Origin of the sequence: Amycolatopsis sp. NBC_00345, assembly GCF_036116635.1 — a bacterium.
GTDB lineage: Bacteria > Actinomycetota > Actinomycetes > Mycobacteriales > Pseudonocardiaceae > Amycolatopsis.
On record NZ_CP107995.1, the window covers coordinates 5135452 to 5148761 of the forward strand.

13 protein-coding genes are annotated in these 13310 nt (G+C 70.2%); 6 read left to right on the forward strand and 7 right to left on the reverse strand.

The genetic code is table 11. The features are described from left to right. Positions 1 to 31 precede the first annotated feature (31 nt). The gene (locus OG943_RS22830; RefSeq protein ID WP_328611833.1) at positions 32 to 1591 is read right to left on the reverse strand and encodes an alkaline phosphatase D family protein; all 1560 of its coding nucleotides are present in this window, start codon (positions 1589 to 1591) and stop codon (positions 32 to 34) included. A gap of 229 nt (positions 1592 to 1820) precedes the next feature. Between OG943_RS22830 and OG943_RS22835 the strand changes: the two genes are divergently transcribed. Next, positions 1821 to 2087, forward strand: a complete 267-nt coding sequence (locus OG943_RS22835) for a hypothetical protein (RefSeq protein WP_328611834.1) — start codon at positions 1821 to 1823, stop codon at positions 2085 to 2087. Between the two features lie 81 nt (positions 2088 to 2168). On the opposite strand, the gene OG943_RS22840 is transcribed toward OG943_RS22835, so the two are convergent. Together OG943_RS22840 and OG943_RS22845 are read right to left on the reverse strand one after the other, a co-directional pair. Then, on the reverse strand, positions 2169 to 2882 hold the full coding sequence (locus OG943_RS22840) for an SDR family NAD(P)-dependent oxidoreductase (RefSeq protein ID WP_328611835.1): 714 nt from the start codon (positions 2880 to 2882) through the stop codon (positions 2169 to 2171). A gap of 48 nt (positions 2883 to 2930) precedes the next feature. Further along, positions 2931 to 3278, reverse strand: coding sequence for a DUF1330 domain-containing protein (locus OG943_RS22845; protein WP_328611836.1), 348 nt, complete (start codon positions 3276 to 3278; stop codon positions 2931 to 2933). 125 nt (positions 3279 to 3403) lie between these two features. Here OG943_RS22845 and OG943_RS22850 point away from each other — a divergent pair, with 125 nt between their 5' ends. Continuing rightward, on the forward strand, positions 3404 to 3883 hold the full coding sequence (locus tag OG943_RS22850; protein ID WP_328611837.1) for a MarR family winged helix-turn-helix transcriptional regulator: 480 nt from the start codon (positions 3404 to 3406) through the stop codon (positions 3881 to 3883). Positions 3884 to 3898: 15 nt separating this feature from the next. Here the strand turns inward: OG943_RS22850 and OG943_RS22855 are convergent, their stop codons facing one another. Together OG943_RS22855 and folC are read right to left on the reverse strand one after the other, a co-directional pair. Next, a complete protein-coding gene (locus tag OG943_RS22855; protein WP_328611838.1) occupies positions 3899 to 4330 on the reverse strand; it encodes a DUF4233 domain-containing protein in 432 nt (143 codons plus the stop codon). Beyond that, complete coding sequence (folC, locus tag OG943_RS22860; RefSeq protein ID WP_442874764.1) at positions 4327 to 6051, reverse strand: bifunctional tetrahydrofolate synthase/dihydrofolate synthase; 1725 nt, start codon at positions 6049 to 6051, stop codon at positions 4327 to 4329. Before folC ends, OG943_RS22855 begins: the two co-directional genes overlap by 4 nt. Positions 6052 to 6126: 75 nt before the next feature. Here folC and OG943_RS22865 point away from each other — a divergent pair, with 75 nt between their 5' ends. Further along, entirely contained in the window at positions 6127 to 6750 is a 624-nt protein-coding gene (locus OG943_RS22865; RefSeq protein WP_328611839.1) for a class I SAM-dependent methyltransferase, read from the forward strand. Between the two features lie 130 nt (positions 6751 to 6880). Then, on the forward strand, positions 6881 to 7789 hold the full coding sequence (locus OG943_RS22870) for an SGNH/GDSL hydrolase family protein (protein ID WP_328612132.1): 909 nt from the start codon (positions 6881 to 6883) through the stop codon (positions 7787 to 7789). A gap of 125 nt (positions 7790 to 7914) precedes the next feature. On the opposite strand, the gene OG943_RS22875 is transcribed toward OG943_RS22870, so the two are convergent. Further along, positions 7915 to 8274 carry an excisionase gene (locus OG943_RS22875; RefSeq protein WP_328611840.1) on the reverse strand — a complete coding sequence of 120 codons (360 nt, stop codon included), beginning with the start codon at positions 8272 to 8274 and terminating at the stop codon, positions 7915 to 7917. Between the two features lie 68 nt (positions 8275 to 8342). Here OG943_RS22875 and OG943_RS22880 point away from each other — a divergent pair, with 68 nt between their 5' ends. Next, positions 8343 to 9323, forward strand: a complete 981-nt coding sequence (locus OG943_RS22880; protein WP_328611841.1) for a Clp protease N-terminal domain-containing protein — start codon at positions 8343 to 8345, stop codon at positions 9321 to 9323. Positions 9324 to 9343: 20 nt separating this feature from the next. Then, positions 9344 to 10459 (forward strand): FAD-dependent oxidoreductase, encoded by a 1116-nt coding sequence (locus tag OG943_RS22885; protein WP_328611842.1) that lies wholly within the window; start codon positions 9344 to 9346, stop codon positions 10457 to 10459. 195 nt (positions 10460 to 10654) lie between these two features. Here OG943_RS22885 and OG943_RS22890 read toward each other — a convergent pair whose 3' ends face one another. Beyond that, positions 10655 to 13285, reverse strand: coding sequence for a valine--tRNA ligase (locus OG943_RS22890; protein WP_328611843.1), 2631 nt, complete (start codon positions 13283 to 13285; stop codon positions 10655 to 10657). Between the last annotated feature and the right edge of the window lie 25 nt (positions 13286 to 13310).

Genomic DNA, 13310 nt, shown 5'->3' on the forward strand with positions numbered 1-13310 from the left:
CGACGGGCCCGGAACGTCCGCCCCGGTGTGCTCAGCGGCCCTGCGGCTGGAACGTCTTCGACCACAGCGAGGCGCCCGTGCCGTCCCGCAGGTCGACGGTCAGCTCGCCGCTCGCGCCGTCGACGTTCAGCTCGCCGAAGTGCTGGAACCCTTGTGCGGGCGAGGAATTCTGCGTCACCGGGGCGTGCACGAACACGGCCTCCGGCCCGAAGGTCGGGTCGAGCTTGCTGGGCCCGAACGCGCCGGCGTTGAGCGGGCCGGAGACAAACTCCCAGAACGGGTCGAAGTCACCGGCCGCGGCCCGGTCCGGCGAGTAGTGGTGCGCGGCGGTGTAGTGCACGTCGGCGGTCAGCCAGACGACGTTGCGCACCCGGCGGCGGGAGATCTCGCGCAGCACCCACGCCAGCTCCGTCTCGCGGCCGCCCGGGGCGCCGGGGCGGTTGTTCGCGACGGCCTCGATCGCCGTGCCGTCCGGCACCACGAGCCCGATCGGCATGTCCGCCTGCACGGTCTTCCACGTCGCGGTGCTGCGGCCGAGCGCGTCGGCGAGCCAGCGCGCCTGCCGGTCGCCGAGGATGTGCCCGGGCGCGCCCTGGTCCGCGGTGTTGGCGTCGCGGTAGGTGCGCATGTCGAGCACGAACACCTCGACCCGGCTGCCGTGGCGGAAGCTGCGGTAAACCCGCCCGTCGACGGCCTGGCGCCGGTCGATCGGGTGCCATTCGTGGAACGCCTGGAACGCGCGCGGGGCGAGCACGTCCACCCGCTTCTCGGTGTACTCCGGGCGGTCGTTCATCACCTCGCCCGGGTACCAGTTGTTCGAGACCTCATGGTCGTCCCACTGGACCACGCTGGGCACCTCGGCGGCGAACCGGCGGAAGTGCTCGTCGAGCCGGTTGTAGGCGTGCTGGCCGCGGAACTCGTCGAGGGTCTCGGCGACCTTGGACTTCTCCGGCGTCACGACGTTGTGCCAGATCCCGCCGCCGCCGGGCAGGGTGACGGATTCGGTGAGCGGGCCGTCGGCGTACACGGTGTCGCCGCTGTGCAGGAAGAGGTCCGGGCGGCGGTCGGCCATGGCGGCGAAGATCGTCATGCCGCCGAGGCCCGGGTTGATGCCGTAATTCTGGCCCGCGACGTCGCCGCTCCACAGGATCCGCGTGTCGGCGCGGCCGAGCGGCGCGGTGGCGAACCGGCCCGTCACCGCCTCGCTCGCGGTGCGCCCGTCGAGGTCCACGGCGGTGACGCGGTAGTGGTAGCCGGTGCCCGGCCGCAGTCCCGCGAGGCGCACCTTGCCGGTGCCGCCGGTGGCGGGCGAGACGACCGGCCCGGCGACGCGGCGGGCACCGCGGAACGACGGGTCACGCGCGATTTCCACCACCAGCCGCGCTGGCCGGTCGGCCCGCGACCAGACGATGCCGGAGCCGGTGGTGACGTCGCCGGACGCGACGCCGTGAGTGAGCACCGGGCGGCCGCGGCGGACCAGCGCGGCACTCGCCGTGCCCGTCATGCCGGGCAGGAGCAGGCCCCCGGCCAGCGCGGACGTCGCGAGCCCGGCCTTGAGCAGCGTGCGGCGGGAGTGGGTCGATTCGGTCATGCCGGACGTTCTATCCCGCTCCTGCGGCGCGGTGGCCAACGCCGCCTGTCGCCAGGGTGAACTGAGGCCGGGGCTCCACGCGGCCGCGTTCGTTCAGCCTGCACGGCATCTTTCAGGTGTTACATCGGAAGCATGTACGTCACAGTTCGATTTGTGGTCCGATGTGCCCCGTTACCCGGTATGGCGCCGAGGGGAATGATGGCAGCCGGGGCAGACCTGCGAAAAGACCATGTACGGCCAGACGTCCAGCGAGACCTACGAAGAGAAGCTGCAGGAAGCGAAGGACGACGCGAAGACCTTCCAGGGCGGCGGCCGGTGGGTCACGTTCGGGATCGGCACGGGGATCGCGGCCGCGTGCGGCTGGCGGCTGGTCGTCGCGATTCGGCGCAGGGCCGGCCGGGGGCCTGGCGCGGTCGCCCAGACCGGGCCCGGGCAGCAGCCCGGCTTTGCCCCGCCGCCGGGATACCAGCCGCCGAACGGGCCGTATCGGCAGTAGCGGCCAGGACAGCGCCGGCCGGTGTTTCCGGTTGCGCGCCGCCGCAGGCAACCGCTTGGTGATCACCGGCGATCCGGCATTTCAGAGATTCAGCGCCGAGATGAGGCCGCCGTCGACGAGAAGATCAGTTCCGGTCACGAAGGCGGACAAATCACTGGCGAGGTACAGCACGGCATTCGCGATGTCCTCGGCTGTGCCCACCGTCCGCAGGGGCGTGCGCTGGGCAACGCGCTCTCGCCCGGGGCCGTCGGAAAGGTTGTCCTCCGTCATCCCGGTGAGGATCATTCCGGGGCTCACCGAGTTCACGCGGATTCCCTCCGGGCCGAGTTCGCCCGCCAATTGCCGCGAGAGTGACAAGACAGCGCCTTTGGTAGCGGTATAGGAGGGAAACGCGACGCCAATGTGACCCATCATGGAGGAAATCTGGATGATGCTGCCGGGCCGGTTCATCCGGGGAACGGCGCACTTCAGCACGTTGAAGTAACCCGTCAGGTTCACGGCCAGTACCCGATCCCAATCCTCGGGCCCGGTCGTGGCGAGCGAGTCGGGCGCCATGATGCCGGCCGAGTTGACGACAATGTCGATGGTCTCGCCGCTCAGGACGCTCTCCACCGCGGCATAGTCCGAAACGTCGACCGTCACCGTATCGGCGCCACTGAGGTCAAGGGGGAGGACGGAAGCACCGGCCTTTGCCAGGATATCGGCCGTTGCCCGGCCGATACCGGATCCGGCGCCGGTCACCACCGCCCGACGGCCGTCGAGACTCATGCGTTCGACAAGTGATTCGTGAACCATCACTGCACTCCTAGCGTACGTACCCGTGGAATTCGAACCATCGGAGGTCTAGAAGCGATCACCGATGAGGTCGAGGACGCTCTCCGGTGTCGACTCCGCGAAAGCCTGAACGTCGATGCCTTCGACGAAAGCCACCTTCGCTTCTGCGGCGGCGTGCCGAATCGAGACAGCATTCTGATAAACGGGAGACTGGTACCACTCCCGGGCCGCGGCGATGTTCTCGAACTCCATGATCACCGTCTGCTGGCCGTACCACTTTCCCTCGACCACCTCAGGCGCGTTCACCGCGAGAATCTTGACCTCGGACGTGATCGCCTCGCGGGCCGCCTTCACGTACTCCCGCATGACTGCCGGATCTTTGATGTCCAGCGCGAAAATCGCATAGCACTTGTTCACGGTTCACTTCTTCCCTGCCCATCGACCATCGGCGAGGTCGTGCGGTCACTCTAACACAATATGTTGTGTTAACAAGGTCGCCGGTCTGCGTTTCGTTCGGCCGGCCCGACCGTTAGGGTTCAGCCATGAGTCACGAGAAGGCGCGGTCGGCAGCCCCTTCGGACGAGATACTTCCGCTACCGGGATCAGGCAACGCGATGCTGAGCGACCTCCTCTGGGAGGTCTCCGGCTACGTCGAGCTGCGTGGGGAAATCGCACTGGGCGACCTGCCCATCACGACGGCGTCGAGCGGCGTATTGATGACCATGTACGGCAACCCGGGGATAACGGTCACCGAGATGGCGCGGCTCAAGCCGCGAAGCCAGCAGGCGATCAGCCAGATCGTGGCCCGGCTGGAGAAGCTGGGCATGCTCGAGCGTCGCGTGGGGCGTGGCCGCAGTGTCGAGCTGCACCTCACCGACCAGGGCAGCCTGCTCGCCGAACAGGCTTTCGACCGGGAAAACGCCGTGGACCGGGAAGTCCGTGAGCTCCTGGGAACCGACAACTACGAGAAGCTGCGCCGGCTGCTCGTCTCGAGCCGGGACAAGCTGCGCGATACGCAGTAGACCGGCCGCGAGGGGTCAGGCCTGGGGCTGTTGCTGCTGGCTCGGCAGCGTGCCCGCGGCCATCCGGCGGGCGACGTCGCGGCGCAGCCACAGGAACCACAGGTACGCGGCCAGGAAGACCACGCCGATGATCGCGATCGCGGGCAGCGCGCCGGCCATCGCGATCAGGCCCAGCTGCAGCACGAGCACCACGGGCAGCGCCCAGGCGCGCTTGAGCATCCCGCACAGCACCAGCAGGACGAGCGCGATGCCGAGCACCGTCCAGCCGAGGCCGCTGGTGATGCCGTCGCCGAGCTTGTTGATCACCGGCAGCGCGAGCGCCACCGTGATCGCCTCCATGATCAGGGTGCCCGCGATGACGCCGCGGAAGCCCTTCATCGGGTCCTTGGGCGGCGGGGTGACCGTCTTGGCCTCGTCCGCCGGCGTCCCGCCCGGGGTTTCACTCATGACGGCTCCTTCCCGAACAGTGTGCGCGCGTCGCCCGCGGTGACGACCGAGCCGGTGACCAGCACGCCGCCGCCGGACAGTGGCTCCTCCGGGTCGTCGGACTGCTCCACCAGGCCGATCGCCGTCTCCACCGCCGTCTCCAGGTCCGGCTCGGCGAGCACGCGGTCCTCGCCGAAGATCGAGATCGCCTGCTCGTTCAGCTCGTCGAGCGGCATCGACCGCAGCGCCGAGTTCCGGGTGATCACCACTTCGGACACCACCGGCTCCAGCGCGTCGAGGATGCCGCGCGCGTCCTTGTCCGCCATCACCGCGACCACCGCGACCAGGCGGCGGAACGAGAACTCCTCGGCCACCGTGGTGGCCAGCGCGCGGGCGCCCATCGGGTTGTGCGCGGCGTCGATCAGCACGGTCGGCGCCGCGCGCACGCGCTCCAGCCGGCCCGGGTTCTCCACCTCGGCGAACGCTTCGCGCACGGCCTCGATGACCAGCTGCTTGTCCTTGCCCGCACCGAAAAACGCCTCGACGGCCGCGAGCGCGAGCGCCGCGTTGGCCGCCTGGTGCGCGCCGTGCAGGGGCAGGAAGATGTCGTCGTACACGCCGCCGAGGCCCTGCAGCTTGAGCAGCTGCCCACCGACCGCGACCTCACGCTCCATGACCCCGAACTCGCTGCCCGCGCGCGCCACCGCGGCGTCGACCTTGACCGCGCGCTCGAGCAGCACGTTCAGCACGTCCTGGTCCTGCTCGGCGATCACCGCGACGGAGCCGGGCTTGATGATCCCGGCCTTCTCGGCGGCGGCATCCACGGCGTTCGGGCCCAGGTACTCGACGTGGTCGATGCCGATCGGGGTGATCACCGCGACGTCGCCGTCCGCGACGTTCGTGGCGTCCCAGGCGCCGCCCAGTCCGGCCTCGACCACCGCGGCCTCGACCGGCGCGTCCGAGAACGCGGCGAACGCCATCCCGGTGAGCACCTCGAACTTGCTCATCGGCACGCCGTCCTCGCTCGCGCCGTCGACCATCGTGACGTACGGGGCGACGTCGCGGAACAGGTCCACGTACTTCGCGGCGGAGATCGGGTGCCCGTCCAATGCGATGCGCTCGGTGACGAGCTGCAGGTGGGGGCTGGTGTAGCGGCCGACGCGCAGGCCCATCCGGGTCAGCAGCGCGTCGATCATGCGCGAGACGGAGCCCTTGCCGTTAGTGCCCGCGACGTGCAGCACGGGGTACCCGCGGTGCGGCTCGCCCAGCAGCGTGACCAATGCCTGGATCCGCGCCAGCGAGGGCGCGATCTTCGTCTCCGGCCAGCGCTGGTTCAGCTCCGCCTCGACGGCCATCAGCTCACGGCGCGCCTGCTGCCCGTTCGGGTCGGACGGCTGCTCCTCGACGCCCTGGTCGTCGAGCTCGTGCAGCTCGGCGTCCTCGGCCCCGGGCAGGTCGGGCACCGGGCCGGTGGCCAGGTTGTCGCCCAGCTGCCCGATGCCGCCGATGCCGCCGCGAGAGCCGCCGCCCACGGTGTACGCGGCGTCGGGGGCGTCCAGGTCGGGGTCGATGTCGTCGGATTCGTCGTGCGCCCGGGCGCCGAGCTCGTCGACGCCGGCGAAACTGTCCGGATCCGCGAGGTCCCGGCGACGCTCCCGCCCGGCGCCATCGCCGTTGGAGTCATCGTCGAAGCCGTCGTCGAACTCCTCGGCTTCGAACGGCCCGTCCTCACCACGCGGCACGCGACCGCTCCCCTCGACACCCTGGTTCACCTGACCAGACGAGTCTACGTGCGCGGTTCCTGGCAGTCTCGGGCCATGCCGTTCGACCACAACCACCACTACCACCCGCTCCTGCTGGCCCAGCTGCCGCCGGGACCGGGGCGGGCGCTCGACGTCGGCTGCGGCAGTGGCCGCTTCGCCCGCCGCCTCGCCGCGGCCGGGCTGAACGTCGACGCGATCGACCGGTCCGCGCCGATGGTCCGGCTGGCCGAGGCCACCGGCTCACCCGGACCCGGCACGATCGACTTCCGCCGCACCGACATCACCACCCAGCCGCTGCCGGCCGAGCACTACTCCTTCATCTCGTGCCTGGCCTCGCTGCACCACGTGCCGTTCGAAACGGTGACGGCCCTGCGCGAGGCGCTCGAGCCCGGCGGCGTGCTGGCGGTGCTGGGGCTGGCGCGGCCGAGCACACTCACCGACCACGCGCGGCTGCTCGCCGCGGTCCCGGTGAACGCCGCCGCACGGCTGTTCTCCTACGCCGCCGATCGGCTCAACGGCGGCGCGGACGCCCTGCCGCCCGCCCCCGTATCCATGGAGTTCCCCCGGTTCTCCGAGGTCCGGGCCGAATCACAGCGGCTGCTGCCGGGCAGCACGGTGCGGCCGCTGCTGTTCTGGCGGTACCTGCTGACATACCGGAAACCGTTGGGAGACGGGTGATCCACCGCCGTCGTCACCCCATTGCCGGGTGAAGCGCGGCCGCGACCACCCTTTCGGCGGCAGGCAACCGGCGCCGGGCTGGGCAAACGTGAACGGTGTCCGTGATCCCGGCCCGGAGAACGAGGTCCTGATGCGCACCACCCGGCTCGTGTTCGCCGCCCTCGCGGCGGTGGTCCTGCTCGCCGCCTCGGCCACCGCCGCGTCGGCCGCCCCCCTCCCGACGCACTACCGCCACTACGTCGCGCTCGGCGACTCGTACACGGCGGGCCCGCTCATCCCGTTACCTCGGCTCGACCCGCTGGGCTGTGTGAGATCAACGTCCAACTACCCGGCGATCCTCGCGGCCACGCTCCACACGGGCGGTTACACCGACGTCAGCTGCTCCGGCGCCGACACCTCGGACATGACGCAGGCGCAGAGCGTGCCGCTCGGCGTGAACCCGCCGCAGCTCACCGCGCTGCGGCCCGACACCGACCTGGTGACGCTCGGCATCGGCGGCAACGACTCCGGCGTGTTCGGCACCCTGGTCGGCACCTGCCCCACGCTGCGCGCGAGCGACCCCACCGGCAACCCGTGCCAGCAGCACTTCACCTCGAACGGCGTGGACACCATCAAGGCGGCGCTGGCGACCACGCAGCGCAGCGTCCAGACGGTGCTGGCCGGCATCCACGCCCGCTCGCCGCAGGCGAAGGTGCTGGCGATCGGCTACCCGCGCATCGCCCCGGAATCCGGCTACTGCCCGGACATCCTGCCCTTCGCCGACGGCGACTACGCCTGGCTCTCCAGCGTCGAAGAGGCACTGAACTCGGCGATCGCGAACGCCGTGGCCGCCGACGGTGACGCGTCCTATGTGGACACCTTCGGCCCGTCGGCCGGGCACGACGCGTGCGCGGGCGGCGCCGCCTGGATCAACGGCAAGGACACGCTGCTGCTGGCCGCCGCCGCGTACCACCCGCTGGCTCGCGGGATGGTCGGAATGGCCGGAGTTGTTTCTGTGTCTTCTGCCCTGGCTCCGCCAGGGCGGCGAGATCGCCTTTGAGCCGCCGTCTTCCCTCCCGATTTCGCCCGGCCCGAGGGCCGGGCGAAATCACTCAGTCCAGACGGCGGCGGCGATCTCGCGTGGGGGCTCAGCCCCGTCAAACATCAGCGTGGATGAGCAGGCGGTCACTTCTGTTCCAGCGCGGCCAGCCGCAGTTCAAGCTGGTCGACCCGGTGGCGTAGCAGGGTCACTTGGGCTTCGAGGCTGATTTCCCGTTCCGCCCGGCGCTGGATGCGCGGGGACGCGGCGGCGCGCTCGATCACGGCCTCCAGCTGGACCAGGCGCTGAGGCCCGTTCGGGCCGTCCACCAGCCGGGACTGGATCTCGCCGTTGCGGTACCAGGACCGCAGGGCCGAGCGGGAAACGCCGGTCTCGATCTCCGCCTTGGCCAGCGTGACCCAGGGCGTCTCGTCCAGCCGCTCGAACAGCTCCAGCTCGTTCTGCCAGCGCGCGAGCCGGTCCTCCCAGTCCGACGGTGTCTCCATCACACCCTCCCTCCGGCACGGTGACCCTGTCAGTAACAGTGTATTGACAGGGTTGCGACCATGAAAGCATGTTTGAAAAATTCACCGAAAGAGCCCGCAAGGTGGTCGTCGCGGCCCAGGAGGAAGCCCGGCTGCTCCAGCACAACTACATCGGCACGGAGCACATCCTGCTGGGTCTGCTCGACGGGCAGGACACCATCGCGGCGAAGGTCCTGCGCCAGCTCGGGTACGACATAAAAACGGCGCGGGCCGATGTCGCCGCAGCGGTCAAGCCCGGCACCGGCGAGCTCACCGGCCACATCCCGTTCACGCCGCATGCCAAGAGGACGATGGACCTCGCCGTGCGCGAGGCGCATCAGCTGAACCACGACTACGTCGGCACCGAGCACATCCTGCTCGCCCTGGTCGCGGAAGGTGGGAGCGTCGGCGCGAAGGTGCTGGCCGGGCGGATCAACCCGGCCAGCAAGATCCGGGCCGCGGTACTGGCGTCCCTGGAGGGCCGGCCGGACGCCCCCCCGGCCGGCCCGTGGCCGACGGGCACACCCGCCACCGAGGACACCGTGTCCACCGCCAGCGCGCTGGCCGGCGGCGCACCGGTCGGCAGCCATCACCTGCTCGAGGCGATGCTGCGGGCGGAGAACAGCATGGCCGCCAAGGTGCTGCGCGAGCTCGGCGTCGACCCCGAAGCGGTCGCCGCCAAGATCGACGAACTGGACCCGGAGTCGACCACCGACGCCAACCCGGAGGAAACCGCCGCGCGCAAGATGGAACTCCGGCTGGTCGACGACGAGGTGCACCTGATCCTGCGCGACCCGGCCACGGTCGCGATCGCCAGGACGGTCACCGAGCTGGCCGACGGCCCGATCAAGGGCGCCGGGCCGGTCGCCGGCCTGTTCGTCCCGCTCTGGCGCTCGACCAACCAGCTGCTGCAGCAGCTCCAGCGGGCGCTCGAACCGGAACCCGAAAAAGGCGACGGACCCGCGACGAGCACGGTGGCCAAGACCGTCCGCGCGGTGCTCGCGCCCCGCCTCCGCCGGCGAACCAGCTGAGCGGCCGACCGGTGACAGCCATGAACATCACCATCGTCGGAGCCGGACTGGGCGGCCTGGCCCTGGCCCGGGTGCTGCACCTGAACGGCATCAACGCCGTGGTGTACGAACGGGAATCCTCGCGCGGCGCGCGCGGTCAGGGCGGCATGCTCGACCTGCACACCGCGACCGGGCAGCGGGCGCTGCGCGAGGCCGGCCTGATCGACGGGTTCCACGCGATCGCCCGTGGTGAAGGCCAGGACATGCGCCTCCTGGAGCCGGACGGCACCCTGCTGCTCCAGGAGGACACGCCCGACGACGCCCCGCTCGAGCGGCCCGAGGTCGACCGTGCCGATCTGCGCGACCTGCTGCTGGACTCCCTTCCCGAACACGCGGTGCGCTGGGGGCACGCGTTCGAATCCGCCGGCAACGGCGTGCTGCACTTCGATGGGCGCAGCAGTGCGGCCTATGACCTGCTGGTCGGCGCGGACGGCGCGAACTCCCGGGTCCGCGCGCTGCTCACCGACGCCCGGCCGGCGCACATCGGCCAGAACGTCGTCGAGCTCTGCATTTCCGACATCGACCGCGCCTACCCCGACCTCGCGGCGATGGTCGGGCGCGGCAACTACTGGGTGTTCGGTGACGGAAAATCCCTGGCAGCGCAACGCAATGGCGACGGCTGCGTACGCGTCGGCCTCAACTTCTACAACACCGGCGAGGACTGGTTCGCCACCAGCGGGATCCCGTTCGACGACCCGGCCGCGACCCGAGCGTGGCTGATCGAGGAGTTCTCCGGCTGGGACGCACGGTTCACCGCGCTGATCGCCGCCTGCGACGACACGATCGCGCCACGGTCACTCACCACTCTCCCGATCGGCCTGACCTGGCCGTCGACTCCGGGAGTCACGCTGCTCGGCGACGCCGCGCACCTGATGCCGCCAGTGGGGCAGGGCGCCAACATGGCCCTGCTGGACGGCGCCCTGCTCGGCCTCGCGCTGGCCGCGCACCCGGACGACTTTCCCACCGCCGTCGAAGAATACGAACGCGAGATGTTCGAACGCACCAGCGCCGCCGGCCGGATGTCCGCCCGAATGCAGGAAATGCTGACCCTGCCGGACGCAAGCCAGAGACTGCTGGCCTTCTTCCAACCCAGCTGAACTCAGGCGCGGAGGAAACTGAGACGAACAAAGCCGTATCGGACCGCTGAACCCCCACGCGAGATCGCCGCCGCCGTCTGGACTGAGCGATTCCGCCCGGCCCCTCGGGCCGGGCGGAATCGGGAGGGAAGACGGCGGCTCAAGGGCGATCTCGCCGCCTCGGCGGAGCCGAGGCAGACAACACAGGATGAGACCTCAAGCAGGCAGAGCCGCCAGGCGAGCCGTAATGCGGTCGATATCCGCCACGGCAGTTTCGCGCCGCAGCTTGATTTTCTCGATCACCGGCGCGGGGGCCTTGGCGATGAAGGACTCGTTGCCAAGTTTGCCCTCGGTCTGCGAAAGCTCCTTCTGGGCCACGCCCAGGTCCTTCTGCAGGCGTTTGCGCTCGGCGGCGACGTCGACCGTGCCGGACAGGTCGAGCTCCACCGTCACGACGCCGGTGGCCAGTGCGACCTCCAGTGAAGCGCTCGCGGAGAAACCCTCCTCCGCCGGTGTGAGGCGGACCAGCGAGCGGATCGAGTCCTCGTGCCCGGACACCTCGGCGAAGCCCGCGCCCGCGACGCGCGCGGCCACCTTCTGGCCCGGCTTCAGGCCCTGGTCGGCACGGAAGCGGCGGACCTCTGTGACGAGCTTCTGCACGTCGGCGATCCGGGCGTCGGCCACCGTGTCCGCGTAGCCCTCGAACGGCTTCGGCCACGGCGCGACCACCAGCGACTCGCCGCCGGTCAGCGCGATCCACAGCTTCTCGGTGATGAACGGGATGAACGGGTGCAGCAGCCGCAGCACCGTGTCCAGCACGTGGCCGAGCACCGACCGCGTCGCCTCGACCCGCGCGTCTTCGCCTTGGTACAGCTGGACCTTCGCCAGCTCCAGGTACCAGTCGCACAGCTCGTTCCAGGTGAACTGGTAGAGCGCGGCCGCCACCTTGGCGAACTGGAAGTCCTCGAACAGTCCGTCCACTTCGGACACCAGCGCGCCGAGGCGGCCGAGGATCCAGCGGTCGGCCTCGGTCAGCTCCGCCGCGGCGGGCAGCTCCCCCGCCGCCGAAGCGCCGTTCATCATCGCGAACTTGCTGGCGTTCCACAGCTTCGTGCAGAAGTTGCGGGAGCCGGCGGCCCACTCGTCGGCCAGCGCCATGTCCCCGCCCGGGTTCGCGCCGCGGGCGAGGGTGAAGCGGGTGGCGTCGGCGCCGTAGGCGTCCATCCACTCGAGCGGGTCGATCACGTTGCCGCGCGACTTCGACATCTTCTTGCCCTGCGCGTCACGGATCAGGCCGTGCAGGTAGACGTGGTCGAACGGCTGGGCGCCGTCCATCTCCTGGACGCCGAACATCATCATCCGCACGACCCAGAAGAACAGGATGTCGTAGCCGGTGGACAGCACGCTGGTCGGATAGAACTTCGCCAGGTCGGCAGTCTGCTCGGGCCAGCCCATGGTCGACATCGGCCAGAGGCCCGAGGAGAACCAGGTGTCCAGCACGTCCGGGTCCTGGCGCCAGCCCTCGCCCGACGGCGGCTGCTCGTCCGGGCCCACGCACACGACCTGGTCGTCCGGGCCGTACCAGACCGGGATCCGGTGGCCCCACCACAGCTGGCGCGAGATCGTCCAGTCGTGCATGTTGTCGACCCAGTCGAAGTAGCGCTTCTCCAGTTCGGCCGGGTGGATCCTGGTACGGCCGTCGCGCACCGCGTCGCCCGCCGCGCGGGCCAGCTCCTCGACTTTCACCCACCACTGCAGGGAAAGCCGCGGCTCGACCACCGTGTCGCACCGCGAGCAGTGGCCCACGGCGTGCACGTACGGCCGCTTCTCGGCGACGATCCGGCCCGCCTCGCGCAGCGCCGCGACCACCGCGGGCCGCGCCTCGAACCGGTCCATTCCTTCGAACGGGCCCGCGACGGTGATCTGGGCGCGCTCGTTCATCACGGTCAGCATCGGCAGGTCGTGCCGGCGGCCGATCTCGAAGTCGTTCGGGTCGTGCGCCGGGGTCACCTTCACCGCGCCGGTGCCGAACTCGGGGTCGACGTGCTTGTCGGCGACGATCGGGATCCTGCGGCCGGTCAGCGGCAGCTCGACCACCGTGTCGACCAGGTGCGCGTACCGCTCGTCGTCCGGGTGCACGGCCACGGCGGTGTCGCCCAGCATGGTCTCCGCGCGGGTGGTGGCGACCACGATCGCGTCGGCCCCGTCGCCGTAGCGGATGGAGACGAGCTCGCCGTCGTCGTCGCTGTGGTCCACCTCGATGTCCGACAGCGCGGTCTGGCACCGCGGGCACCAGTTGATGATGCGCTCGGCGCGGTAGATGAGGCCGGCGTCGAAGAAGTTCTTGAACACCGTCTGCACGGCCTGGGACAGGTTCTCGTCCATGGTGAAGCGCTCGCGCGTCCAGTCGACGCCGTCGCCGAGCCGCTTCATCTGTCCCAGGATCCGGCCGCCGTACTCGGCCTTCCACTCCCAGACGCGCTCGACGAACTTCTCCCGGCCCAGGTCGTGGCGGGACAGGCCCTCGCCGGCGAGCTGGCGCTCGACCACGTTCTGCGTCGCGATGCCGGCGTGGTCCATGCCGGGCAGCCACAGCACCTCGTACCCCTGCATCCGGCGCCGGCGGCTCATGGCGTCCATCAGGGTGTGGTTGAGCGCGTGGCCCATGTGCAGGCTGCCGGTCACGTTCGGCGGCGGCAGTACGATCGAGAACGGCGGCTTGTCCGACGTGGCATCGGCCGTGAAGTACCCGGCCGCTACCCAGCGGTCGTACATGGGCGCTTCTTCGGCGGCCGGGTCCCAGGCACCCGGAAGGTCGGTGGTCTGCTGCGGAGCGTTCTCGGTCACAATGGACAAGTCTACGAACCCGCTC

What these genes read in the sequence shown, in the direction of transcription:
- OG943_RS22830 (WP_328611833.1), bottom strand. Translation starts at nt 1,591, where the DNA reads ATGACCGAATCGACCCACTCCCGCCGCACGCTGCTCAAGGCCGGGCTC.
- OG943_RS22835 (WP_328611834.1), top strand. Translation starts at nt 1,821, where the DNA reads ATGTACGGCCAGACGTCCAGCGAGACCTACGAAGAGAAGCTGCAGGAA.
- OG943_RS22840 (WP_328611835.1), bottom strand. Translation starts at nt 2,882, where the DNA reads ATGGTTCACGAATCACTTGTCGAACGCATGAGTCTCGACGGCCGTCGG.
- OG943_RS22850 (WP_328611837.1), top strand. Translation starts at nt 3,404, where the DNA reads ATGAGTCACGAGAAGGCGCGGTCGGCAGCCCCTTCGGACGAGATACTT.
- OG943_RS22855 (WP_328611838.1), bottom strand. Translation starts at nt 4,330, where the DNA reads ATGAGTGAAACCCCGGGCGGGACGCCGGCGGACGAGGCCAAGACGGTC.
- OG943_RS22865 (WP_328611839.1), top strand. Translation starts at nt 6,127, where the DNA reads ATGCCGTTCGACCACAACCACCACTACCACCCGCTCCTGCTGGCCCAG.
- OG943_RS22870 (WP_328612132.1), top strand. Translation starts at nt 6,881, where the DNA reads ATGCGCACCACCCGGCTCGTGTTCGCCGCCCTCGCGGCGGTGGTCCTG.
- OG943_RS22875 (WP_328611840.1), bottom strand. Translation starts at nt 8,274, where the DNA reads ATGGAGACACCGTCGGACTGGGAGGACCGGCTCGCGCGCTGGCAGAAC.
- OG943_RS22880 (WP_328611841.1), top strand. Translation starts at nt 8,343, where the DNA reads ATGTTTGAAAAATTCACCGAAAGAGCCCGCAAGGTGGTCGTCGCGGCC.
- OG943_RS22885 (WP_328611842.1), top strand. Translation starts at nt 9,344, where the DNA reads ATGAACATCACCATCGTCGGAGCCGGACTGGGCGGCCTGGCCCTGGCC.